Raw genomic sequence first — 23529 nt, forward strand, 5'->3', positions numbered from 1 at the left:
CACAAGTGGGAGATAGTGGATGAGCGACCCAGTCGGTCAGGACGCGCTGCGCGAGTTGGCGCTTGATCTACGCTGGTCGTGGAACCATGCGGCCGATGTGATCTGGCGCACGCTCGATCCGGAATTGTGGGAGGCCACGCAGAATCCTTGGGTGATCCTGCACACGGCGTCCCGCGAGCGCATCGCAACGCTGCTTGCCGATCCCGCCTTCGCGCGCATGCTGGACGCGCTTCTGGTCGAGAAGCGCCGGATCGCGCAATCCCCGGCCTGGTTCCAGCAGACGCATGCTGACGCCGGGCTGCGGACGGTCGCCTATTTCAGTATGGAGTTCATGCTCACCGAAGCGCTGCCGATCTACTCGGGTGGGCTTGGCAACGTCGCGGGCGACCAACTCAAGGCGGCGAGCGATCTCGGCGTTCCAGTTGTGGGTATCGGGCTGCTGTATGCGCAGGGCTATTTCCGTCAGGCGATCCGGGAGGACGGCAGCCAGGAGGCGCTCTACCCTGCCAACGATCCCAGCCAACTCCCGTTGCGTCCGCTGCGCGATGCGAACGGTGCGTGGCTCCGCCTACGCTACGAGCTGCCGGGCGCGACCTTGTGGGTCCGCGTCTGGGAGGTGCAACTCGGACGAAGGACGCTCTATCTGCTCGACACGAACGATCCAGCCAACCTGCCCGCGCATCGCTGCATCACGAGCCAGCTCTACGGCGGTGGCCCGGAGCTCAGGCTGCAGCAGGAGATGGTTCTCGGGATTGCCGGCTGGCAGCTTCTGCGCAGAATCGGCCTCGACCCCGAAGTCTGCCACCTGAACGAGGGTCATGCGGCGCTCGCTGCGCTGGAGCGGGCCGGACATTTTCGCGACGAGAACGGCTGCTCCTTCGCGGAGGCCCTGGCGGCGACGCGCGCCGGCAACGTCTTCACCACACACACCGCAGTAGAGGCGGGTTTCGACCGGTTCGCACCGGCGCTCGTGCGCAAATACCTGTCGCGATATGCCGAGCTGCGGCTCGGCATATCCATCGACGAGCTGCTCGCGCTCGGCCGCCGCGATCCGCGCGACAGTACCGAGCCGTTCAACATGGCCTATCTCGCCGTCCGTGCAAGCTGTGCCGTGAGCGCGGTGAGCGCACTGCACGAGCAAGTCAGCAAGCGCATCTTCGAGCCGCTGTTCCCACGTTGGCCGACCGCCGACGTTCCGATCGGGCACGTTACCAACGGCATCCATGTACCGAGCTGGGATTCGCCGGAGGCGGATCGGATCTGGACGGAGGCGGCGGGCAAGAACCGCTGGCGCGGCGATCTGAGCGGCAACCAGGCCGGGATTCGCGCCGTCGAAACGTCCAGGCTTTGGGAACTGCGCTCCAATGCACGGCAGAGGCTGATCGGCTATCTGCGCGGCGAGCATGCGCGGCAACTCGCGGAGGCGGGCGCGGGCGAGAGCGAGATTGCTGCCGCGCGCAGCGTTTTCGATCCCGCGGTGCTGACGCTCGGCTTCGCCCGGCGCTTCGCCACATACAAGCGTCCGAACCTCCTGCTGCACGACCCGGACCGTCTGGCGCGCATTCTGCTCGACAAGAACCGTCCGGTGCAGCTCGTCGTGGCAGGCAAGGCGCACCCCGCCGATGCCGGCGGACAGGCGCTGGTGAAGCGGTGGAGCGATTTTGCACGACGCCCGGATGTCCGTTCCCGTATCGTCTTCCTTGCCGATTACGACATGCTGATGAGCCAGTCGTTCGTGCAGGGTGTCGACGTGTGGATCAACACGCCGCAACGACCGTGGGAGGCAAGTGGCACGAGTGGAATGAAACTGCTGGCGAATGGTGGGCTGAACCTGTCGGAACTCGATGGTTGGTGGGCGGAGGCCTACGCGCCGGATGTCGGCTGGGCGATTGGCGACGGACGTGAGCATGGCGGCGACCCTGCCGTCGATGCCGCGGAAGCCGACATGTTGTACTCGCTCTTGGAACGGGAGATCGTGCCGGAATTCTACGACCGCGGCTCGGACGGAATGCCCGTGCGCTGGGTCGCACGGATCCGCGAGAGCATGGCCCGGCTCGCGCCGCGATTCTCCGCCAATCGCGTTGTGCGGGAATACACGGAAAGCCTCTATCTTCCAGCGGCCGCCGGCTACGTCGCCCGCTCCGCGAATGGCGGACGCAAGGCGCGGGAACTGGTGCGCTGGATGGAGGAGATTGCCAGCCGCTGGTCCGGGCTTAGCTTCGGTGAAATGCGGACCAGCATGGCAGGGGAAGCACGCAAGGTATCCGTCGAAGTCCTGCTCGGCGAACTCACTCCGGAGATGGTCGAGGTCGAACTCTACGCGGAAGCAGAGGTCGAAGGTGGGCCGCCGTTCCGCGCGGTGATGGAGCCGCAGGCGGTCCAACCCACGGCCGCAGGCGCCCTGCTCTACGCCGTCACCGTTCCAGTGGGCCGACCGGAATCGAGCTTCACGCCGCGCATCATGCCGCGACACCCGGCATTGCATCGTCCGCTCGAAATCCCTTTGATTCTCTGGCGGAGATGAGGGTGTCCCGTGTCAACAGGCGCATGCCGCCTGAGCGCAGGGGAAGGCAACACAACCTCGAATCCTGGATAGCCGAATCTTCCGGAGCCGGATGTATGGAAGTTGTCAAGCCGCACCTCGTCTCTCCGGGCAGATCAGGACGACGACGGAGCGGCCCTGCACGAAGTAGCAGTCTGCAGCTACTTTCGGTTCCGAGCCTGCCTCGCCGACGTCGTCGGGCGCTGCACGAGCGGTATCCATCGCCCGATGCCAGCCGATTCCGGGCAGCCTGAACCAAGCACCGTCCGGATCGCAATTGATGATGATGTAGATATCCTGATCCTGCTGCGAGGCCCCGCGCAGATGCACGGCGAAGCGAGCAGCACGCGCGCCATGATTCACCGGTCCGTTCTCGCCATGCCAGGACACGTCGTCCCGCCAGAACCGGCTCCGGCCAAGTGAGGGATGACGCTTGCGGAACGCGATCATAGCCTTGCAGAAACGGAAGATTTCGGCGTGCCGCGTCAGCCGGTTCCAATCGAGCCAAGTCGTCGGGTTGTCCTGATTGTAGGGATTGTTGTTGCCGTGCTGCGTGTGCAGGAACTCGTCGCCTGCCAGCAGCATGGGCGTGCCATTCGCGAGGAGCAGAATCGCGAGATGATTCTTCGCTTGACGGCGGCGCAGCTCAAGCACCGAGTTCGGCACATCGACATCGCCCTCCCAGCCGCAATTCCAGGAGAAATTCTGGTCCGGCCCGTCGGTGTTGCCGTGGCCATTTGCCCAATTATTCTTCCGGTTGTAGGCGAGTAGGTCGTAAAGACAGAACCCATCGTGACAGGTGACGAAGTTCACGCTCTGATAGGCATGATAAGCCCCTTCCAGCGTGTCCGGAAATAGATCGTCGCTTCCATAGAGTCGCTGCATCAGTTTGCCGGTGTGGCCAGCGTCGCCGCGCAGTGCCGCGCGAACCTGGTCCCGGAACTGCCCATTCCATTGCAGCCAACTCAGGCCGGGAAAGGATCGGCCGAGCTGATAGCTCGACATGTCCCAGGCCTCGGCGATAAGCCGCACATCGGCGAGATCCGGATCGCTCTGGATCGCAGAGATGATCGGCGGATCGTTCAGATTGACGCTGCCATCATCCGCGCGCGTGAAGAGGGAGGCAAGATCGAAGCGGAACCCGTCGATATGCATCTCGCGCACCCAGTATCGCATGCTGGCCAGTACCATCGCTTGTACGTGACGATTGGCCGTGTGGAGGACATTGCCGGTGCCACTGTCGTTCCGGTATCGTGAACGATCTTCTTCGAGTAAGTAATATGTGCTGTTGTCGATGCCGCGAAAACTGTATGTTGGACCCGTTTCATTGCCCTCTGCGGTATGGTTATAGACCACATCCAGAATGATCTCGATATCAGCTTGGTGCAACGCCTTCACCATGGCGCGGAACTCGTCGATCTCCTCTCCCCGGCCTTGCGACATCGCATAGCCCTGATGCGGGGCGAAGAAGCTCAAGGGCATGTAGCCCCAGTAATTTCCTTCGCCCGGATCGAATTGGAAGACGGGCAACAATTCCACCGCCGTCACGCCCAGTTCACGGAGGTAGGGAATCTTGTCGATCACGCCTGAATATGTCCCTGCTCGCCCCGACGCCACCCCGGAATTCGGATTGCGCGTAAAGCCACGGACATGCAGCTCGTAGATGACCGTGTCGTGCGAATGGCGCGGCCTGCGATCCCCGGTCCAGTCGAAATCGCGGGTTACAGTCGGTGCGATTCCAAGCGGTGGACGCCCCGGATCGCGGCCTAGCCGGGATACGCTCATGCGGCTGAAGTCGGGCGGAAAAGCTACAGCGCGTGCGAACGGATCGAGTAGCACCTTGCCTGGATCGAAGCGGTGCCCGGCAGTAAGATCGTGTGGTCCGTCCACGCGATAGCCGTACAGCGGCGCCTCTTCAACCTGGGCCGCCGGGATACGGCAGTGCCAGATGCGTCCACTCTTGTGAACAAGTGGATCGAGGCGGTACTCGTGGCGAGGAGCTATGTCACCGTCACTCGCGAAGAGCAGCAAAGTCACGCTGCTCGCGTGTTTTGAATAGAGGGCGAAATTGTAGCTGTTCGATTCCGGGACATGGTGGCTTCCGAGTGGGCGCGGAGCTCCCTCCTTGGCGATCCAGCGATTCTCGGCCGGCGCGAATAAGGGCGAGAACAGTGCCGTCATTGTTTAAGTGCCGTACCCCATGAAAGTTGGGTGCCTTGTCTTTTGGATAAAGTCACCCCTCAATCGCGCGTCTCTCTTTTGGGGCGCCTTTGAAAGAACGGGCACAAAATCAGCGAGAGTTCCGTTGAACTACCGTGACGCGGGCAGGTCTCCGGCTCAAGCCATCAGGTGCTGACCGCTGTCCACGGGGATAATGGTGCCGGTGATACGGCGGGCTGCGTCGCTGACCAGGAAGGCGGCGAGCGCGCCGACGTCGGCGACGTCCACCAGTTGATGCTCGGGGACGGAGGCCGCAGCGCGGTCCATCAGCTCGTCGAAACGGTCAATGCCCGATGCCGCCCGCGTGCGGATCGGACCGGGCGAGATGGCGTGGACGCGAATCTCCTTGGGCCCGAGCTCGGCGGCGAGGTACTTGGTGGCGCTCTCCAGGGCTGCCTTCACCGGGCCCATGAGGTTGTAGTGCTCGACCACTCGCTCAGAGCCGTAGAAAGTGACAGTCAAGAGGCAGCCGCCGTTCGGCATCAGCGGCTCTGCCAATTTGGCCATGCGGATAAACGAATGGACGGAGACCTCCATGGCGGTGGCGAAGCCCTCCGCCGAGCAGTCCGCCACTCGTCCATGCAGGTCCTCCTTCGGCGCGAAGGCGATGGCGTGCAACAGGAAGTCGAGGCTGCTCCACGCCGTCCGGATGTGCTCGAACAGAGCTTCCAACTCGCCGGGCTTGCGTACGTCGCAGGGCGCGAGCAGCTCCACATCGAGGGGGTCGGTCACCGCCCGCACGTAGGGCAACGCCTTGTCGTTGAGGTAGGTGGCCGCAAGCTGTGCCCCGGCGTTGTGGAAGGCCTGGGCACAGCCGGCCGCGATGCTGTGCTCGTTGGCTATGCCGGCCACCAAGCCGCGCTTCCCGGTAAGGTCGACCAGAGGCGTCATGAGATCTGCCGCAGTTTGAGGTTGTCGAGGACGTCAAGCGTGTGGATAGCGATCATCCGCTCTTCATCCGTGGGAAGGACCCGGACCTTCACCCGGCTCGAGGGTGCGCTGATCACCGCAGCGCCCGCAGCGTTGGCTTCTGCGGCAAGCTCCACGCCGAGCCAGGAGAGCCGCGCGCAGGCTGCCGCCCGTATCGCCGGGGCGTGCTCGCCGATGCCCGCAGTGAAGACCAAGCCATCCAGGCCGCCGAGCGAGCCCACAAGTGCGGCCGCTTGGCGGCTGATCTGATAGACGAACAGCTCGACGGCCTCGGCGGCCCGCGGATCGGGGCTCGCGACCAGGGCGCGCATGTCGCTGGACACGCCGGAGACGCCGAGCAGGCCCGAGCGGCGGTAGATCAGATCCTCGATCTCCTCTCCCGTGTAGCCGTGGCTCTGGATCAGATAGAGGAGGACGCCTGGATCGAGTGCCCCACAGCGCGTGCCCATCACGAGGCCGTCCACGGCCGTGAAGCCCATGGTGGTGTCCAGGCTCACCCCGCCGGACATGGCGCAGAGGCTAGCGCCATTACCGAGATGTGCGGCGACGATCCGTCCCCGGGCCATCTCCGGGTCGAGGACTGCCAGGGTGCGGGCAACATATTCGTAGGACAGACCGTGGAAGCCGTAGCGCCGCACGCCTTCATCCTCTAGGGCCCGAGGCAGGGCGAAGCGGGTGGCAACCGCCGGTTGGGTGCGGTGGAAGGCCGTGTCGAAGGCCGCGACCTGGGGCAGGTGCGGTCGAACGGCCTGAGCGGCGCGCACGGCCGCCAAGTTGTGCGGCTGGTGCAGGGGCGCGAGCGGCGACAGTGCGGCAAGCTCGGCCATGACCGCATCGCTCGCCAACACGGGGCCGTCGAACCGCGCCCCGCCGTGCACGACCCGGTGGCCGACCCCGATCAGTTCATCACCGCCAAGGTGATGCTCGATCCAGTCGAACAAGTCGCCGAAGAAGGCCTCGTGGGCCATGGTCGCGCGGTCCGGCCAGCGCCGCTCGGTCATGATACGGCCGTTGAGGTCGCGGGCGATGAGGTGCGGAGCGGTGCCGATCCCCTCGATTTCGCCCCGGACCGCCGGCGTGGGGTCGCCCACGGCGGCCACCTCGTACAGGGCGAACTTGAGGCTGGACGAACCGGCGTTCAGGCTGAGGACGGCATCGTTCATGCGGCGACCGGGTCTATCTGAGGGCCACCCGGCGCGGCGGCAACCCTGGCGCGCGCAACCAGAACGGCGAGGGCGCAGGAGGCGATGCGGGTGCGCGCCGAGTCCGCCCGGCTGGTCAGGACGATCGGCACGCGCGCACCCAGGACAACCCCGGCCGCGTCGGCACCGGAGAGGAAGGTCAACTGCTTGGCCAGCATGTTGCCGGCCTCCAAGTCCGGCACGAGCAGGATATCGGCTTGGCCAGCCACGGGCGAGACGATGCCCTTCTCTTTGGCCGCATCGGGGTTGACGGCGTTGTCGAAGGCCAGCGGACCATCCAGGATCGCGCCGGTGATCTGGCCCCGGTCGGCCATCTTACACAGCGCCGCGGCCTCCAGAGTGGAGCGCATCTTGAGATTGACGGTTTCCACCGCTGCCAGAATCGCAACCCGTGGCGTGGCGATGCCGATGGCGTGAGCCAGCTCCACCGCGTTCTGGATGATGTCGCGTTTGGCTTCGAGGTCCGGCGCGATGTTGATCGCCGCATCGGTAACGAGAAGGGGACGCGGATAGCCCGCCACATCCATCAGGTAGACGTGGCTGACGCGCCGCTCGGTGCGCAGGCCGCCTTGCGTCGACACCACCGCCGACATCAATTCGTCCGTATGCAGGGAGCCCTTCATCAGGAGCTGGGCCTCGCCGGAGCGGGCCAGCACCACGCCCTGGGCTGCCGCCGCGTGGCTGTGGGGGGTTGCGATCAGCCGGAAGGTGCCGATATCGACGCCCGCCGCAGCGGCTGCTGCGCGGATCTTGGCTTCCGGCCCGATCAGGACGGGCGCGATCAGGCCGGCGGCGGCGGCTTCGCTCGCCGCGAGAATGGCGGTGGCATCGCAGGGATGCACGACCGCCGTCACCGTCGGCGCCTCGCCGGTCTGCGCCTGTGACAGCAGAGCGCGCAAACGGTCGTGGCGGGTCAGGCGCACCTCTGGAAGGGCGACGCGCGGCCGGCGGACCTTCTCGGTCGGTGCCTTGACCACCGCCTGGCCGCTGATGACCTCCTCGCCACGCTGGTTGGTGCAGCGGCAGTCGAGCAACACGATCTGGTGGGACGGCTTCTTCTCCGCCACCGTGACCGTGGCCGTGATGGCATCGCCGATGTCCACCGGGCGGGTGAATTTAAGGCTCTGATCGAGGTAGATCGTGCCGGGTCCCGGTAGCTTGACGCCGAGCACGCCGGAGATCAGCGCGCCGCCCCACATGCCGTGAACGATCACCCGGTGGAAGATGTCGGTTTGGGCGAAGGCGGGATCCAGGTGGGCGGGGTTCACGTCGCCGGACACGGCTGCGAACAACTGCACGTCTTCGGCGGTGACGCTGCGTGTGATGCTCGCGCTGTCGCCGACCTTCAATTCGTCGAAGGTGCGGTTCTCAACGTAGTTGTCATCGGTGGCGGGCGACGTCATGGGCCTCAGCGCTCCAAGATGTAGGTGCCAGGGGCGTCTTGAACGGGCGCGTAGCCCTTTTCCGGCGCGCCCATCGCGGGCGGCGACTGGTCTCGGGGGCCGGAGCGCGCGTCGAGCCACGACAGCCACGCGGGCCACCATGATCCTTCACGCCGCTCGGCCGAGGCGAGCCATTGCTCGGGGCCGACGTAATGGTCGCCGGCCGCGCGTTGCCGGATATGGAAGCTCCGGTGCGGGTGACCCGGCTCGCTGACGATGCCGGCATTGTGGCCGCCGGTGGTCAGCACGAAGGTGATCTCGCCCTCGTTCAGGAGGTTGATCTTGTAGACCGAGTGCCAAGGCGCGACGTGGTCGGTCTCGGTCGACACGACGAAGAAGGGAATGCGGATGTCGCCGACCGAGACCGGAGCGCCGTCCGCAAGCAAGCGGCCCTCGGCCAACTCGTTCCTCAGGAACATCTTGCGGAGGTACTCCGCGTGCATGCGCGCAGGCATGCGGGTGGCATCCTCGTTCCAGGTCATCAAGTCGTTGGCGTGCTCCTGCTCGCCGAGCCAGTAGCTCTTCACCACCCGCGACCAGATCAGATCGCGCGAGCGCAGAAGTTCGAACGCGCCGGCCATCTGCTTGCCATCCAGGTAGCCCTTGGCGCTCATGATGTCCTCCAGGAAGGACACCTGGTCTTCGGTGGTGAAGAGCTGCAGCTCGCCGGCCTCGGTGAAGTCGGTCTGGGCGCAGAACAGGGTCACGTCCTGCAGCCGGTTATCACCGTCGCGGCTCATCGCTGCCGCGCCGACCGAGAGCAGCGTGCCGCCGAGGCAGTAGCCGCAGGCGTGGACCTTCGCACCGGGCCGGATGGCGTTGACCGCGTCGAGCGCCGCCATCAAGCCGTGCGACCGGTAGGCATCGAAGGCCGTGTCGCGCAGCTCCGCGCCGGGGTTGCGCCACGAGATGCAAAAGACCGTGTAGCCCTGCTGGACCAGATACCGGGTCAGCGAGTTGTGCGGCGACAAGTCGAGGATATAATATTTCATGATCCAGGCCGGCACGATCAGCACCGGCTCGGCGTGAACCGTTTCAGTCTGCGGCGAGTACTGGATCAGTTCGATCAGCTCGTTGCGGAACACGATCTTGCCTGGGGTGATCGCCAGGTCGCGCCCGACCGCAAGGCCGTGGTCACCGCTCTCAGCCGCCCGACCACAGAGCTTCGCGAGATCGCGCAGATAGTTGCTGAACCCGTCCGCGAGGTTGCGGCCGCGCTTCGCCTGTGTGGCGGTCTGGATCTCGGGGTTCGTCCACGGCAGGTTGGACGGGGCGAAGACGTCCATCCACTGGCGGGCGGAGAAATTCACGATCCGCTCGTTCTCCGGGCTGACCCCCTGTAGCCCGGTCGTGGCTCTTTCCATCCAGCCCTGCGCGAGCAGGAAGGCCTGCTCGTAGGCGGTGAAGGGCGCCGTCTTCCACTGCGGGTCGGCGAAGCGGTGGTCACCCGGACCGGGCTGCACGGTCGCGCCACTGAACAGGCCCGTCCAGAAGCGCAGCGCCGTCTTGGCGGCGTCGGCGGCGAGTTCCACCCGGTGAAATGGGGCGTTGGCCATATGCGCGCCCCAATCTACCGAGGCGAGCCACAGGGCTGCGGGCGAGATGCCCTGCGTCAGCTGGCCTTCCGCTGCATGGAAGCGGCGGTCCAGCTCGGCGCATAATGACCGAGCGTCGGGCGGCACGATGCCTGCAGCGATGGCGGCATCGAGCGCTCGTCCGACTGGCCTCGGGACATCCGGGACTGCGATCTCGATCGGCGCGGTATCCCGCTCGGAAGGCTGGCCGCCGTCGTCCATCTGATGCGCTCCGTCGTGGCTGATGGCGGGTCCCGTAGGCGTGAGCCCGAACCGAAGCCTTGATGAAGATCAAGCGGCCGCCCGTTCGGGGGCGGGCGGAGAGCGACAAGACGAACTCAGAAGCTCGCCGATCTGACGAACCTTCGCGCCGAACGTTTTCAGGCGCAGGAAAGGTCGAAGCGGCGGCACTGCTCACTGAGCATGGGCGCGCCGAGGTGCCCAACTTGGTGCCTTCTTGCGAACTATGCGACCGGAAGACCGGTCTATCGGTCCGGCGAGCCTTCCGACTTCGTCTACCTATCGGAGAAAGGAGTGGTTCGCATGAGCCGAGCTACTTTGCAGGGTGGCGGGGAAGTTATTGCCTTCATGTGCTCGGCGGACGCTTTCGGGGTTTCCGAGAACGGCTGTTGCGTCGACACCGCCGAGATCCTCACGGCAGTGCGTGCGCACCGGCTTCCGGCGCGAAGGCTCGAGCGCGTGCTGCAGCAGGATGCGGAGCTCTCCTTCCACGTTTTGGTCAAAGGCGCCCACGAGGTGCGCGCGGCCCAACTCCACGTCCTCTGCCTCGGCCAGCATGATGCGGTTCGGAGGTTGGCCAGGGTCCTGCTGGATTGCCGCTCGGAGGCCGCCTGCTTCGACGATGCTACCGCCATGCTCGTCTTGCCCGTGAGCCGCACCGACATCGCCGACTACCTCGGAACCTGCTCCTCGCGTCTTCGGCCTGTCGCTCCGGCGTGGACTTCTCGGGCAGAAAGTCTGGGCCCGATCGACTGCCGTTGTGGACGGCCACATTGCGGGCGCACCCTGTCGGGTTGGGCACGTCACCGCTCCGAGTGCCGCCGGATCGTGGCGCGTGGTCCGCGCGAGCAGAGCCGAGGGCTCGCCTCCTGCTTCGATATCGCCGTCGCGAACGAGGCGTGAAGGCAGGACTCCGTCCGTCCTCGTATTCACCGGCTCGATCGCCATGGTGGTGGCAAGCAGGGCTTTCCTAGTTCGTTTTTCGATGTCCGCAAACGACGAGAAGGCCTTCCGAGACGAGTTGAAGCACACGCTGACCGCGGGCTCCGGTAACCTTCGCCGTTCTTCACAAGAACAGTGAGCAGCCAACGCCGACTGCCCGCTCCGCGACGGACTGATGGAGCCGGCGTCGCGGCTGGTCCGGGCCTGCGCAGGCCGGCGGCGAAGCCGGTCAACGGTAAGGAAGGCTGGCGAAACCTGCCGGACTACGGCACGGACGTGCGCGACACCGGCACTGGGTCGATACCATCCAGGAGGTCGTCTCCGGGTTGTGGCCGAGATTTCGAATTTCGAGCAGCGTAAGCTCTACATCTCGTCGGACCGCGCCCTCGATTCGTCGGCGGCATTAGAACTTCTGACAAGCTTTATGCCGATCCCGTCGGCGTCCACGTTCCGGAATTCTATCCCCGCGGCCGAAAGCGTGGCAACCAGACGCTCGAGAGTCTCGGGTTTCGGTATGCTGGTGCCGAGCTCCAGTCCGGCGATACTCCTCTTGGCGACGCCGGAGCGAGCGGCAAGGTCCTTCTGTGTCCAGCCGAGCATGGCCCTGGCGCCTCGGATCTGCGAAGCTTCCACTTTAGCCGCGGGAGATACTTGACGCGGACGCATCTCTGGTGCAGCCTGCGGATCGCTGGAAGACGGAGCCGGAACGCCAATTGCGAAAGGCGTCTGTCCAGAAGACCTGATCTTTGGCCGACCTGCAAGTCCGTCGAAATCGGTCCACGCCGTTGCTACGGCGATTCCTTCGATGCTTGTCGAAGACGACGCGCTCTCCTGGCGCCAAAGGCGCAAGGAAGCGACGGCACCCTGAAGCTTGGCAGCCTAGTTCCTCCGCTCCTTCGGCGGATCGGGAGATTGTGCCATGTCGAAGCCTTCCGCCGGGTCTGGCGACGCCATCGTCGCCGGCATCCACGACAGCCTGTGTCGCAGCATCCGCATCACGGGCGAGCGCATCCGAATGGCCCGTGAACTTGAGATCGTCGCGAGATCGCGGGACGACGTCCTGTCCGTCCTTCCCGAGGGCTTGGAAGACATCCAGTCCTACAGAAAGCTCGCCGACCACGGCTTGGCGCACGCCACTTTCCGGAGTGCCCGAGGCACCGTGATCGTTCTGGCGGCCGCCACTCGGGTCTGGCGCAGGCCGGATCTGAGACGTCGGCTGATGGCGGTGAAGCGCGACGCCCGGAGGATCGGCCGTCGTGTCGTGCTCGTCACGAGGAGAGGCTTGCTCCGCTTGGCCGGATCCCGGTGCGACTCGCGAAGCCGTGAAGCGCTCCGTCCACTCGACTGACCTTTTGGTCGTCCTTCGGGCAGCAGGCTTCGATCCCCGCGTGCGAACGCTGCCGACACTCTCCGGACCCGACAGGTGCCCCATGCGGAACGAGAACGTCGTCGAGTTTCCGACCGGACGGCCGATCAAGCGGCCGGCGAAGGCCCGGAAAATGGTTGCGATCATGGTTCGGAAGCTGGCGGCCGGAGTTCGACTTCGGCAGCCCGGACCCGGGCGCCAGCCCATATCCGTCCAACTTCGCGATCTGACCGGCGTAGCGGACGAGACCGTGGACACGTTGGCGAGTCTCGCCGGAAGCCGGGTTCTGACGCCGGCGACGGCGGCGAGGCTCGCGTTGCGTCATGCTTTCGAGATCGGGCGCCCATACTCGGAAGCCGCTGGTGCGCACGAGGCGCGCACTCACGGCCACCGACTCGTACTCGCCGGCGACGTGTTCGGCAGTTTCGCGATCAGAATCGAGGATCGGGCGAGCGGGGCCTGGGTAGCTCGAAGCCGGTTTTCCGATCTCGACCTGCTCTCGGGTTTGTGCCCTGCCGGAAGCGTCTCGCTCCACCTGATGACCGGCCCCGATGCGGGGGACCCGCCTATGATCGACGTGCGCGCGCCACGGGCTCGGCGTGTCGACCCGGCGCATTCAGCCGACGGATCCGACCGGATCAAGGAGCGGCAGCTCCTGATCGTGGGCGGCCTCCCTCGGTCGACCCGTCGCAGGGCCGCGGTCGTCGCCGCAATCGAGGATGCGCTGCGGCGCGGCGGAATGCGGGTTCGGACCTCGAACGCGTCCTCCCGCATCGCGACCGCCGGGGCGGAAGAGCGGGCGCGGGAAGCCCGCCGTCACCTCGTCCTGATCGAGATCGCGTGCCCGGGGCTCGTCGGAGCGAGCGGAGGAACGCGATGACCGGCCACGATTCGATCCCGTCGCCCGACATTTCAGGAGGCGCGCGGAGGAAGGCCGAAGGCGAACCGCCGCGGATGGACGCCCGCTTCGCGGACCATCGCTCCACCGGTCCCGAGACGATGCTTCGGCTGCTGGATCCGGGAAGCCGGTCCAGAGATGCCGATCCCGACCTGGATTCGGAGTATTTCGAGTCCGGTGTCTCGGGGACGCCTTCGTCCCTCCTCGCCGAGGATCCGGCCGCGATCGCTGCAGCGGTCCTTTTCGGTCGCGCGCTCGACCGGACTCCCTCGATCCTGGACCGCGTCCGCAACGGCTCGCCCGTTCTGATCGTGGACTGCCCGAGCGACGGCTTGGTCGAACCGATGGCCGAGGTTCTCGAGCGCTGCTTCGGATCCCGCTCCACGGGTCCGAAGAACCGGGAGAGTGCGCACATCGGTGCCGCTCGCGCGGTCGTCGTCAAGGCTTGGGCGCAGAAGGCGGGGGTCGGAGGCCAGCCCCGCGAGACGGACCTCTGGCGGGCGTTCCGCGGTTTCCGACCCTTGATCTGCGTCGCGGCGCCTGAACGACCGCATCTGCCCGTCGCGGTGGAACGCTCCTGGGAGGAGCGGATCGCACTGGGTCCGCTCGATCCGGCCGATCTCACCTTGATCACGCGGCAGATCGTCGGTTCCAATCCGACGACGACCGTTCCGACCTGGATCGCGGCGCAGGTCGATGCGATGGATCTGCGGATCGCCCTGCATCGCGAACGCGGGGCGGACGGAGCCATCGACCGTCTGAGGACGGTCGTCGAACGCAGGGCGGCGAGGCCGACGGTCGACGATGCGCCCCGACTGTCGGACCTCACAGGCTACGGTGCCGCCGCGGAGTGGGGAATCGCGGCGGCTGCCGACCTTGCGGCGTTCGGCCGAGGCAAACTCCCGTGGTCGGAATGCGAACCCGGCGTGCTGTTAAGCGGTCCGCCGGGGGTCGGAAAGACGATGTTCGCCTCGGCCCTGGCGAGAGAGGCGGATGCACCTTTCCTTGCCGGTTCGCTGGCGCAGTGGCAGGCCGACGGCGAAGCCCATCTGGGGACCACGCTGAAGGCGATGCTCGCCTTCTTCCGCAAGGCGCGCGAGATCGCCCCATGCGTCGCACTCGTCGACGAGCTCGACTCCTTCGGGGATCGCCGCAGGCTCACGGACCACAACCACAGCTATGGCGTTCAGGTCGTCAACGGCTTCCTGGAATGCCTCGACGGCGGTGACGGTCGAGCCGGCGTGCTGATGATCGGCGCGACCAATGACCCTGCCGCAATCGATCCCGCGATCCTGAGGGCGGGGCGGTTCGATCGCGTCATCGCGATCGCCCGGCCCTCGCTCGAGGAGCTGCCCTCCATACTGCGCCACCATCTCGGATCCGATCTGGCCGCCTCCGATCTGCAGGACGCGGCCCGTAGGGCTCTGGGCGGCACCGGCGCCGACTGCGCCGCGTGGGTGAGACGGGCCAGAGGCCGCGCGCGCAGGGCCGGACGCGCCGTCGTCGAGGACGATCTCCTGCAGGAGATCGCAGGGGCTGCCGGGGCCGCATGCGTCGAACAGGAGAGATGGGCGGCGATCCACGAATGCGGGCACGCCGTAGCTGCGCGGACGCTGGGCCTGTCGGTCGGCGATCTCGTCCTGCGTTCGCCCGGCCACGCGGGCAACGGATACATGGTATTTCCCACGCCCATAGTCGTGACCCGACGCGTAATCCGGGACATGCTCGTCGTCCTCATGGCAGGGCGCGCCGCCGAGATCCTGGTGTTCGGCAGCCCGTCCACCGGAGCGGAGGCGGATCTCCTCCACGCCACGAGGCTCGCGCACGACATGCACGTGCGCTGGGGCTTGGGCCGACGGCTGTCCGCGGACGGCGGCCGGTCGACGGACGCGGCGTCGGGGCTTCTCGTCGAGCAGGCGCTGCAATCGGCTTCGAGGGCCGCCCTGGCTCTGCTGAAGATGCAGCGCGGGAGGCTCGAGCGTCTGGCCAGGCTTCTCGAGGCGCGAAGGTCGCTCCCGGCAGTCGAAGTCGAGGCACTGCTTCGTTGATGTTCCCACGATCGCCGGCGTCGGCCCGGTGATCGTCCCCACGGCCGATGCCTTCGGACGCCGTTTCCGGGCTTCGGTTCGAGCTTCGGGCGCGACGAACGACCTCGCGCGAGACTCGAAAGGGACCGGCCGCGGTCTCCGCCATCCGAATCCATGAGGCATGCGATGCCCGAGAACCGTCCACGTCCATTCCGAGGCATGATGGAGGGCACCCGGGACGAGGGCTACGTCTCGCTCGAATTCGTGTCTTCCGGCGTCGCGCTTCACGCGTGCCCGATCTGGTCCATCGATCGGCTGCTTGATCTCCCGGCCATGCTCGGTCCCGGCCTGTACATCCTGGTTGGGATGTCGGCACCGGGAACGTCGAAGCTCCGAGCGGTGGTCGGCGAATCGGGGATGCTTCAGGAACGGCTGGCAGCCCATGCCGTGGATCCTACGCTGGATTTCGTCTGGGACGCGTGCGTCGCGACCGGCCCGCGCGTCATGAACGACACCGTGCGCCTGATCCTCCAGCGCGCCTTCGTCGACGAAATCGCCAACCACGGCTTCGCGGCGGTCGCGAACCGGCAGGATGCGGAGAGGTTCACGGCCACGGAACACGACATCGCCACGGCGGCGCAGGTGACCGAGGATCTTCGCCCGCTCCTCGACATGGTGATGCCGGGCCTCGTCGCGGCGGTCGAACCGGTGAGGGTGCCGATCGGCGCTCGGTCGGTGAAGTCCCCGCGGGGCCTCGATCCCCTCGGACTTGTCCGGACCACCCATACGATGCGCTGGCGGGGTGCGCTCGCGACGGCGACGATGCGCGGCGGCGAAACGGTGCTTCTGCCCGGTTCACGCGTCGTGGCGGACGTCTCCACGAACACGCACTGGCTGCGGGAGAAGAGGGCCGAGCTGATCGGATCCGGCGTCCTCGTGCCTAGCGGGGACGATCGATATCTGACGGTGGCCGCCTTCGTGACCTTCCGGACGGCACGTGAAGCCACCGCATTCGTCACCGGCGGAGCTTCGGCGTCGGCGCGTCTGACCTGGATGCCGATCGATGAAGTCTGAACGTCCCGGACCGGACGCGTTCGCTCCCGAACGCGGACGAGCAGTCGGCGCGTGCCAGACCCGCGGAGAGCTGCAGCCGGGTCGGCGCGGCAGGAACGCCCGTGCGGATCCGTTGCGCCGCCTCCGCGAGCGGCCTCGCGTCGGTCAATGGGCCGACGACGAGTTGCTGTCCCTCGAGGAGGCGTGCTCCCTGTTTTTCCCGCACGGACCTCTGACCGTGAAATCGTTGCGTTCCGCGATCCGCCTAGGCCAGCTCGCGTCGGCGTCGATCGCGGGGCGCCTCTACACGAGTCCTTCGGCCGTCCGCGCGCTGCTCAAGCCGCAGCTTGGTCGGAGCACGAAACCTTCCGGGACGATGGCCGGCTGCTCGGGAGTCGATCTCCCGAAACAGTTGAAGGTACCGGAAGACGAGCCGCCCGTCGGCCGCAGGGGTAGAAAGCCGAAATTTCTGAAAAGATCTCGTTGATCCCAACGAGCCGAGCGGTTCGGCTTCTAACGAACCGAATTGTATTTCGTCAACCAACGTCGCCGACGTCCTAGACGGAAGATCGTGCTGTTAACAGCTTCGGCACGACTGCGACTGAATCGTCGGTCCATCGCAGGAGCTGACCCTGACATGGCTGGAAGGAAGAAGCAGGCGGGCGCGAGACTGTGGTTGCGCAAGCGCGACGAGCAGGATCCCTCGACATGGATGTGGTACATCATAGACGGCAAGGCTCAACTCAGCCTCGGCCTGTTCTGGGATCCCGCCGATCCGGAAGGAACGAAGGCCGACCTCCTGCTTGCCGAGTACAAGGTCGACAAAGCCAAGACCCGGCCCAAGCCGGTACGTGCGCTGACTTTGGACGAGATTCCGCTCGACGCCATCCTGGACCACATGGAAGCGTCCAACCCCGAGAAGGCCGGTTCCACCGACGCGGAAATCCGCAATCGCAGGAACCTTCTGTTCGGCATCGCGGAACTTCGGAAATTCTGGAGCGGCAGAAACCTGTCGGAGGTCACGGTACAATCCAGCGCCGAATACCGGAATCACAGAACCGGGGTACGCTGGAGGAACCAGACGAAAGAGACGGATTCAACCAAGATCCGCAAGACCGGCACGCAGTCGGCCAGGAGGGAGCTGGAGATCCTCAATTCGGCGATCAAGCTCTTCGCTCGCGAGCACGACCTTTCGGCGATCAGGCAGGCGGAGATTCCTCCGAAAGCGCCGCCCAGGGAGGAATGGCTGACGTACGACGAGGTCGCTCGGCTCCTTCTGGCCTGCCGGGGGCGTCGATGGAATCATGAGACCGACGATTGGCTCCGCGACACCCGGGGCCAACTGATCATCACGAATCCCTACGCACGGCGGCGGCGTGCCGGGATCGCTCGCTTCATTCTGTTGGCATCCTGGACCGGAACGCGGCACGACTCGGTTCTTCGGCTGCGTTGGGAGAAGAACGACTGGGCCGGGTACGTTTCCAAGGATCTGACGACGCTGTTCCGGAAAGGTGACCGCGAGATCGACTCTTCGAAGAGCCGCACGCCCTGCAAGCTCCCGGCGAATCTTCGCGGCCATCTGAGACGCTGGTTCAAAAACGACGACGAACGCGATTTGCTGAACGTCGTGCATCAGCAGAATGGAACAGGCTACAATGTCTATATCGGGGTCACGTTCAGGCAGATAGTCAAAGATGCTGGTTTGGATCCGGGGCGTATCACTCCTCACACCCTCCGGCATACATGTGCGCACTGGATGAAAAACGAGGGCGTCCCGATCTGGATCGCCGCGGATTATCTCGCGATGACCGTCGAGACGTTGCAGAAAGTCTACGGATCGCACACGCTTCACTCGCATGACATGGTCCTGGATGCTTTCGCCAACCGCAGAAGGGACGTGTCCTCGCGCCGAAACCGCAGGATCTCGGTGTCGAAAAGCGTCGATTCCGCGGCGACCGCGGAGCGGGGCGCATCCGCGAAGACGACCGGACGTGGCGAGAGGTGGATCCGCGACTGGCGCACGGCTCAGCGGCTGAGGCGGCGACGCAAGCCATGACGACTTCCTTCGCCGCGCTGCCGTTCGATCGGACCGCTGCCTTGGCCCTCATCGATCCTGCCGTACATGCGCGGCCGGGTATCGCGCCTCCGACCCAACGCTGTCTCGCCGCGGCGTTGGCCGTCGCGATAGGAACCGGAGCGGGACCCGACGAAATAGCCGCTATCGAGGCCGGCGACCTCGGGCACGACGCCGGAATCGCGACAGTCGTCATCGGAGCGCGCCGCTCGATCCACGGTCGGGACGCCGCCAGAACGGTTCCTCTTCTCAAGCCCGTCCGGAAAGCCGTCGAAGCATACATGCGCGACCGCCGGCGATATCCGAACGAAGGCGGCCTGTTCCTGTGGTCGGCGGCGAGACCCGTCGGCGTCGCCGATCTCAGGACCGCGGTCGCGCAGTTCGCGCGAGAAAGATCCCTCGGCAACGCGGCTCAGATCCGGTCGGCGCGGCTGACCTTCGCCGCGGCTCTCATGCGGGCACGAGCGGGCGAAGATCTGATCGCCTACCTGACGGCGCGGGGCGGTCGCGCGCGGCGTTCGAGCAAGGAGGCCGACCTGCGCCTTCGTTCGCCGCAGTTCGTCATGCCTCTGCTCAACCGGCATCATGTATTCGGCGCGCGCTACGACGAAGCCGCGCGCTCATCGGCATCGCGGCCGGCTGGCGAAGGAGGGGGGCTGGAGCTTCCGGGCGAGTTCGACGGCGACGTCGGATCCTGAGCCGATTCCTGCGGATGAGACGCGGGTTCGTCGCCCGAAGGCGTCGACGCCCGACGACGGTGCCGACGCCGCGTCGAAGATCCGTGCCGCGACCGGCAAGGCAGGCCTGCGACCGAACCCGACCTGTCCCGGGCCGGAGCCTTGCGGGCGCCTGTCCGGGGCGGGACAGGGGGGAACTGGCCGGACCGGAGGGGAGGGCGCGTGCGGGATGGCGGCGCTCCCGACGCCGCGCGATCCGTCCCGACTACGGCCGGCGACGGCCGACGCGGAGTCGAGTCGTCCAGAGGCGGTGGGCGTCTCCGGACCAACGACTCCGGATTCGTTGCCTTCATCCGACCGGCGCGTCGGATCAAAGGTCCACGCCCAAGTCCGTCCTACACAAGGGCTCCGGGCCCTTTTCAGACCTCGCCCGCATCGCCGCCAAACATCGCCGCTTGGCGGACGATCTCGATCGGATCGCCCGCGGCGGCCATCCCGGCAATGCCGATCTGCTGGACGCGCCGCTCTTCCTGGAATGGAGGCTATGGTTCGCGCCCGTGCCGCACCTCGTCGGCATCGTGCTTTGATCCGCCCCCACTGAGGTGGTTCATCGCCAGGTTTGTTGGTTCAGGCCGCGAGGAGGAGACGACGGCGCATTAGATCGAGCTTGGCGCGGCCGTACATGGAGCGCTTCAACAGCTTGAGGCGATTGACCTGCCCCTCGGCCTGCCCGCTGCTCCAGGGCAACCGTAGGCCGGCGCGGACCGCGGCCCGATCCTGCCGGAGGCTGGTGGCGAAGCCCTCGACCACGCGCTCACCGCACGTGCGGGCGTCGCCCAGCCACGCATCGAAGGCGGCGATGGTACCGGGCTCGGCCTCCGCGCCGCCGCAGCAACCGCCCACGATCCGGCAGAATCGGCGAGCCAGGTCGACGACCCGGGCCGCTTCCTCCTCCTGCAGCACGCGCGCGACCGCCGCTGCAGCGTCGGTGTCGAGGTCCTTCAGCTCGCGCAGCGGATGCCAGGACGCTGATGGGCCTGGGCCGTCCTGTCCTGGTGGTCCCGCCGGGCGTCGCGCATCTGGAGGCGAGACACATCCTCGTCGGCTGGAAGAACACGCCCCGGACGCGCAGGGCCGTGTCGGATGCCCTGCCGCTGCTCAGGCATGCGGAGACTGTCCAAGTGCTGCAGGTGGCCGACCACAGCGACCGGTCCGAGATCGAGGACGTCGCCCAGTACCTCTCGCTGCACGAGGTGAACGGGGCCTGTCGCAAGCCGTGCCGTAGGCCGCAGCAGAGGCTAGATCTGTCTCGTTTTTAGGCTCTGTTAACCGCCTGAAGGCCGAAGCAGACCCCGAGCAGTCGGTTCTGCTCGCGGATGGTCCATGCGCCGGCAAAGCCGAAGCCCTTGCGCAGCCACAGCATGGCCTCGAACCCCTGGATCGTGCGCCGGGCAGTGCGGAAGGACTGGAAGCCGCCGATCCGGGGCATGTTCTTCTTGACCCGAAAGTGGTCGCTCTCAATGCCCTGCTGCAGGTGCTTGGTCACATAGTGGAGCGGCGCGCGGGGTAGAAGGCCGTCGTTCCTCGCAGCCAAGATGGCGGGTGGATAGGTGCCGGCGCCATCCGTGCCGATGCGATCCGGGGCGAGCAACGGCTGATCCTGCAGCATCTTGCGGAAGAAGCGCTTGGCGGCATCGAGATCCCGATTGGCGGTGAGCAGGAAATCGACTGGATTGCCGTGCTTGTCGATGGCCCGGTAGAGATAGCGCCACTCCCCCCGCACCTTGATGTACGTTTCGTCGATGCGTACCGAGCCGCAGTGCGGTTTGCGGAACTGCCGCAACCGCTTTTCGATCAGCGGCGCGTAGGCCAAGACCCAGCGGTTCAGGGTGGAGTGGTCCACATCCATGCCGCGTTCCAGGAACAGCTCCTCGATGTCGCGGTAGCTCAGCGGGTAGCGCAGGTACCAGGAGACGGCCTGGACGATCAGGGCAGCCTCATAGTGCCGGCCCTTGAAGTCAGCCTTGGCACGCTGCTTCAGCTTCGCGGCGATGGCGGACAGGATCATGGGGTGGCCTCCGGGACTGGAGGCACCATGCGGGCTGCATGGTCAACGCGGGGTAAACGCTGCGGGTTTGCGACAGGCCCGGCAATAGACCTCCAGGAGCATTGAGACGTTCCCCGAGAGGTACGTCGGTTTAAGCGGGACGACGTTCCGCGTCGTGCCCAGCGCCGAGAGCGTCTCGCAGCGCTGGCTGCAGTCGAGCGGGTCATCGTTGTGCGCGTCGACCAAGATCGCGCAGGTCACGTGAATTGAGTTCGAGTTGCTGAGGGTTCAGCCCGGCCTTCCGCTGGAACCAAAGCCCCATGCTCGGGTTACCGGCCCATGGTTCGCTGGCTGTTCCCGCTCGGTCTCATCCTGATCCTGTTTGGCGTTGCGCTTGCCCAGTGGGAAGCATCGGCGCCGGAGACCGGCACAGCGCCCGACTCGACGCGGACACCTGCCCGGGAGGCGAGCCTGAACCCCGGTGGCGTTGCTGCGGCATCGACCGCGCCTGACGCACAAACGAGTGGCGGCACCGGCCAGTTGGTCCAGCAGCACCAAGCATTAGTTCAACACCGCCGGTACCGCCGACTCCTCCTCATCCAGCAACTGCCCCAGGGCATCCATAGCGCGTGACGACAGCAACTGGGGATCTACTGTAGGCCCACGGTAACGTATTTTCCGTTCTCGTCGAGCTGCGTTCCCCAGATCATATGCGACGCCTGATGCTCGCTCGGACCGAATTTTAGCGCCGTCCCTAACTGAACCGCTCCGGGTTTCCCGGAGGCCGTTTGGTTTGGGTCAGGCGGCCAAGGCTTGGACCTCGGCCTGAGCATAATAGCGCGCCTCCGCCTCGGCGGGAGGGATGTGGCCGATCGGCTCAAGCAGCCGACGGTGATTAAACCAATCCACCCATTCGAGCGTGGCGTACTCGACCGCCTCGAACGAGCGCCACGGCCCGCGTCGATGGATGACCTCCGCCTTGAACAGGCCGATCACCGTCTCGGCGAGAGCGTTATCGTACGAGTCGCCAACACTGCCGACGGACGGCTCGACGCCTGCCTCGGCGAGGCGCTCGGTGTAGCGGAGGCTCACATATTGCGATCCGCGATCCGAGTGACAGACGAGGCCGCTGCCGGCGAAGGGGCGGCGCTCGTGCAGGGCCTGCTCCAGAGCATCGAGCACGAAGTCCGCCCGAGCCGAGCGTGAGACACGCCAGCCCACGATCCGGCGGGCGAAGACGTCGATCACAAAGGCCGCGTAGACGAAGCCGGCCCAGGTGGCGACGTAGGTGAAATCCGCCACCCACAGCTTGTTGGGGCATTCGGCCCAGAACTGCCGATTGACCCGGTCGAGGGGGCAAGCTGCCGTCGGATCTGGGACGGTGGTGCGGACCTTCCGCCCTCGGACGACGCCAGCCAAGCCCATCGTCCGCATCAGCCGGGCCACCGTACAGCGCGCCACCACGATCCCTTCGCGGGCGAGCTGCCGCCAGACCTTGCGCACGCCGTAGACCCGGAAGTTCGCCTCGTACACGCGCCGGATCTCGGCCATCAGCGCTGCGTCCGAGCGAGCCCGGGCCGGCAGCCTTGCAGGATCGGCCCGCCGCGCGGCATGGGCGTGATACGTCGACGGGGCGATCGGCAGCACCCTGCAGATCGGCTCGACCCCGTAGGTGGCGCGGTGCTCGTCGATGAAGGCGATCATGACCGGAACCGGCGGTCGAGCTCCGCCTGGGCAAAATACGCCGACGCCTTCCTGAGGATCTCGTTGGCCTGCCGGAGCTCGCGGACCTCCCGCTCCAGGGTCTTGATCCGCTCGCGCTCGTCCGTGGTCGGTCCGGCCCGCACGCCTCGATCGCGCTCGGCTTGGCGAACCCACTTGCGCAGCGTCTCGCCAGAGCAACCGATCTTGGCCGCGATCGACTGGATCGCGGCCCATTGCGAACCGTGCTCGCTCTCATGCTCCCGGGCCAGCCGGACTGCCCGCTCGCGAACCTCAGGGGAAAAGGGTGGGGTATGCTTCGTCATGGCTCCAGTCTCTCAAGAGTTGGAGCCTCCGAAAATCCCGGGGCGGTTCAATCCACGCCTGAGCAAGGGCCTTGGATCGCTCACTGAGGGGCTGAAAAGCCGTCCAGCAGCGCCTTCAACTCAAACGGATTGTCGCTCGACCACAAAAGGTCGCTCCAAGCGATGGAACGCCCATTCTCGCAAGATTGGGGGGCACCCGAGCGCAAAGCCCATTCCCAGCGTTTTGACACGGACTGCCGAGCGTGAAAGCGAACGTTGCGCGAATGGC

19 protein-coding genes, 1 pseudogene and 1 other annotated feature are annotated in these 23529 nt (G+C 66.1%); of the genes and pseudogenes, 11 read left to right on the forward strand and 9 right to left on the reverse strand.

Annotated features, from left to right (window positions below):
• The first annotated feature begins 19 nt into the window (after positions 1-19).
• The gene (gene glgP, locus ACX9MN_RS08620) at positions 20-2524 is read left to right on the forward strand and encodes an alpha-glucan family phosphorylase (protein WP_489724223.1); all 2505 of its coding nucleotides are present in this window, start codon (positions 20-22) and stop codon (positions 2522-2524) included.
• A gap of 105 nt (positions 2525-2629) precedes the next feature.
• Here the strand turns inward: glgP and ACX9MN_RS08625 are convergent, their stop codons facing one another.
• The 5 genes from ACX9MN_RS08625 to ACX9MN_RS08645 form a co-directional block, all read right to left on the reverse strand.
• Complete coding sequence (locus ACX9MN_RS08625) at positions 2630-4723, reverse strand: glycogen debranching protein (protein ID WP_489724224.1); 2094 nt, start codon at positions 4721-4723, stop codon at positions 2630-2632.
• Positions 4724-4879: 156 nt separating this feature from the next.
• Positions 4880-5653: an enoyl-ACP reductase FabI gene (fabI, locus tag ACX9MN_RS08630; protein ID WP_489724225.1), complete on the reverse strand. Its 774-nt coding sequence runs from the start codon at positions 5651-5653 to the stop codon at positions 4880-4882.
• Entirely contained in the window at positions 5650-6855 is a 1206-nt protein-coding gene (locus tag ACX9MN_RS08635; RefSeq protein WP_489724226.1) for an acetate/propionate family kinase, read from the reverse strand. The genes fabI and ACX9MN_RS08635 overlap by 4 nt, the downstream gene beginning before the upstream one ends.
• Positions 6852-8297, reverse strand: coding sequence for a bifunctional enoyl-CoA hydratase/phosphate acetyltransferase (locus ACX9MN_RS08640; protein WP_489724227.1), 1446 nt, complete (start codon positions 8295-8297; stop codon positions 6852-6854). The genes ACX9MN_RS08635 and ACX9MN_RS08640 overlap by 4 nt, the downstream gene beginning before the upstream one ends.
• A 5-nt stretch (positions 8298-8302) precedes the next feature.
• A complete protein-coding gene (locus ACX9MN_RS08645; protein ID WP_489724228.1) occupies positions 8303-10132 on the reverse strand; it encodes a PHA/PHB synthase family protein in 1830 nt (609 codons plus the stop codon).
• A 201-nt stretch (positions 10133-10333) separates the two neighbouring features.
• On the opposite strand from ACX9MN_RS08645, the gene ACX9MN_RS08650 reads away from it, so the two are divergent.
• Complete coding sequence (locus tag ACX9MN_RS08650; protein ID WP_489724229.1) at positions 10334-11053, forward strand: Crp/Fnr family transcriptional regulator; 720 nt, start codon at positions 10334-10336, stop codon at positions 11051-11053.
• Between the two features lie 402 nt (positions 11054-11455).
• Here the strand turns inward: ACX9MN_RS08650 and ACX9MN_RS08655 are convergent, their stop codons facing one another.
• Entirely contained in the window at positions 11456-11758 is a 303-nt protein-coding gene (locus tag ACX9MN_RS08655; RefSeq protein WP_489724230.1) for a helix-turn-helix transcriptional regulator, read from the reverse strand.
• Between the two features lie 253 nt (positions 11759-12011).
• Here ACX9MN_RS08655 and ACX9MN_RS08660 point away from each other — a divergent pair, with 253 nt between their 5' ends.
• From ACX9MN_RS08660 to ACX9MN_RS08690, 7 genes are all read left to right on the forward strand, one after another.
• Positions 12012-12440 (forward strand): hypothetical protein, encoded by a 429-nt coding sequence (locus tag ACX9MN_RS08660; protein ID WP_489724231.1) that lies wholly within the window; start codon positions 12012-12014, stop codon positions 12438-12440.
• A gap of 82 nt (positions 12441-12522) precedes the next feature.
• Positions 12523-13338 (forward strand): hypothetical protein, encoded by an 816-nt coding sequence (locus ACX9MN_RS08665; RefSeq protein WP_489724232.1) that lies wholly within the window; start codon positions 12523-12525, stop codon positions 13336-13338.
• Complete coding sequence (locus ACX9MN_RS08670; RefSeq protein WP_489724233.1) at positions 13335-15404, forward strand: AAA family ATPase; 2070 nt, start codon at positions 13335-13337, stop codon at positions 15402-15404. The genes ACX9MN_RS08665 and ACX9MN_RS08670 overlap by 4 nt, the downstream gene beginning before the upstream one ends.
• A gap of 198 nt (positions 15405-15602) precedes the next feature.
• Entirely contained in the window at positions 15603-16457 is an 855-nt protein-coding gene (locus ACX9MN_RS08675) for a hypothetical protein (protein WP_489724234.1), read from the forward strand.
• A 616-nt stretch (positions 16458-17073) separates the two neighbouring features.
• A complete protein-coding gene (locus ACX9MN_RS08680) occupies positions 17074-18492 on the forward strand; it encodes a tyrosine-type recombinase/integrase (RefSeq protein ID WP_489724235.1) in 1419 nt (472 codons plus the stop codon).
• On the forward strand, positions 18489-19208 hold the full coding sequence (locus ACX9MN_RS08685; protein WP_489724236.1) for a tyrosine-type recombinase/integrase: 720 nt from the start codon (positions 18489-18491) through the stop codon (positions 19206-19208). Before ACX9MN_RS08680 ends, ACX9MN_RS08685 begins: the two co-directional genes overlap by 4 nt.
• 434 nt (positions 19209-19642) lie before the next feature.
• Complete coding sequence (locus ACX9MN_RS08690) at positions 19643-19774, forward strand: hypothetical protein (RefSeq protein WP_489724237.1); 132 nt, start codon at positions 19643-19645, stop codon at positions 19772-19774.
• 40 nt (positions 19775-19814) lie between these two features.
• On the opposite strand, the pseudogene ACX9MN_RS08695 reads toward ACX9MN_RS08690, so the two are convergent.
• A pseudogene (locus tag ACX9MN_RS08695) lies at positions 19815-20222 on the reverse strand (transposase); the annotation flags it as partial.
• Between ACX9MN_RS08695 and ACX9MN_RS08700 the strand changes: the two are divergent.
• Complete coding sequence (locus ACX9MN_RS08700; protein WP_489724238.1) at positions 20219-20506, forward strand: hypothetical protein; 288 nt, start codon at positions 20219-20221, stop codon at positions 20504-20506. The pseudogene ACX9MN_RS08695 and the gene ACX9MN_RS08700 sit on opposite strands and share 4 nt — an antisense overlap.
• Here the strand turns inward: ACX9MN_RS08700 and ACX9MN_RS08705 are convergent.
• Positions 20503-21255 (reverse strand): IS6-like element ISMpo1 family transposase, encoded by a 753-nt coding sequence (locus ACX9MN_RS08705; protein WP_048464881.1) that lies wholly within the window; start codon positions 21253-21255, stop codon positions 20503-20505. The two genes, ACX9MN_RS08700 and ACX9MN_RS08705, sit on opposite strands and share 4 nt — an antisense overlap.
• A gap of 318 nt (positions 21256-21573) precedes the next feature.
• Here ACX9MN_RS08705 and ACX9MN_RS08710 point away from each other — a divergent pair, with 318 nt between their 5' ends.
• Complete coding sequence (locus ACX9MN_RS08710) at positions 21574-21867, forward strand: hypothetical protein (protein ID WP_489724239.1); 294 nt, start codon at positions 21574-21576, stop codon at positions 21865-21867.
• 165 nt (positions 21868-22032) lie between these two features.
• Here the strand turns inward: ACX9MN_RS08710 and ACX9MN_RS08715 are convergent.
• Positions 22033-23261 (reverse strand): IS3 family transposase gene (locus ACX9MN_RS08715; RefSeq protein WP_489724240.1). Its coding sequence is split into 2 segments (ribosomal slippage): positions 22033-22973 and positions 22973-23261, totalling 1230 coding nucleotides; the frame shifts between segments, so codons are not numbered across the junction.
• Positions 22864-22980 (reverse strand) — a sequence feature (AL1L pseudoknot). It overlaps the preceding gene by 117 nt.
• Positions 23262-23529: the final 268 nt, after the last annotated feature.

Source organism: Methylobacterium sp. 1A (genome assembly GCF_058072805.1).

Coding starts and splice junctions, on each gene's coding strand:
- glgP (WP_489724223.1), top strand. CDS start 20: ATGAGCGACCCAGTCGGTCAGGACGCGCTGCGCGAGTTGGCGCTTGAT.
- ACX9MN_RS08625 (WP_489724224.1), bottom strand. CDS start 4,723: ATGACGGCACTGTTCTCGCCCTTATTCGCGCCGGCCGAGAATCGCTGG.
- fabI (WP_489724225.1), bottom strand. CDS start 5,653: ATGACGCCTCTGGTCGACCTTACCGGGAAGCGCGGCTTGGTGGCCGGC.
- ACX9MN_RS08635 (WP_489724226.1), bottom strand. CDS start 6,855: ATGAACGATGCCGTCCTCAGCCTGAACGCCGGTTCGTCCAGCCTCAAG.
- ACX9MN_RS08640 (WP_489724227.1), bottom strand. CDS start 8,297: ATGACGTCGCCCGCCACCGATGACAACTACGTTGAGAACCGCACCTTC.
- ACX9MN_RS08645 (WP_489724228.1), bottom strand. CDS start 10,132: ATGGACGACGGCGGCCAGCCTTCCGAGCGGGATACCGCGCCGATCGAG.
- ACX9MN_RS08650 (WP_489724229.1), top strand. CDS start 10,334: ATGGGCGCGCCGAGGTGCCCAACTTGGTGCCTTCTTGCGAACTATGCG.
- ACX9MN_RS08655 (WP_489724230.1), bottom strand. CDS start 11,758: ATGCGTCCGCGTCAAGTATCTCCCGCGGCTAAAGTGGAAGCTTCGCAG.
- ACX9MN_RS08660 (WP_489724231.1), top strand. CDS start 12,012: ATGTCGAAGCCTTCCGCCGGGTCTGGCGACGCCATCGTCGCCGGCATC.
- ACX9MN_RS08665 (WP_489724232.1), top strand. CDS start 12,523: ATGCGGAACGAGAACGTCGTCGAGTTTCCGACCGGACGGCCGATCAAG.
- ACX9MN_RS08670 (WP_489724233.1), top strand. CDS start 13,335: ATGACCGGCCACGATTCGATCCCGTCGCCCGACATTTCAGGAGGCGCG.
- ACX9MN_RS08675 (WP_489724234.1), top strand. CDS start 15,603: ATGATGGAGGGCACCCGGGACGAGGGCTACGTCTCGCTCGAATTCGTG.
- ACX9MN_RS08680 (WP_489724235.1), top strand. CDS start 17,074: ATGGCTGGAAGGAAGAAGCAGGCGGGCGCGAGACTGTGGTTGCGCAAG.
- ACX9MN_RS08685 (WP_489724236.1), top strand. CDS start 18,489: ATGACGACTTCCTTCGCCGCGCTGCCGTTCGATCGGACCGCTGCCTTG.
- ACX9MN_RS08700 (WP_489724238.1), top strand. CDS start 20,219: ATGGGCCTGGGCCGTCCTGTCCTGGTGGTCCCGCCGGGCGTCGCGCAT.
- ACX9MN_RS08705 (WP_048464881.1), bottom strand. CDS start 21,255: ATGATCCTGTCCGCCATCGCCGCGAAGCTGAAGCAGCGTGCCAAGGCT.
- ACX9MN_RS08710 (WP_489724239.1), top strand. CDS start 21,574: ATGGTTCGCTGGCTGTTCCCGCTCGGTCTCATCCTGATCCTGTTTGGC.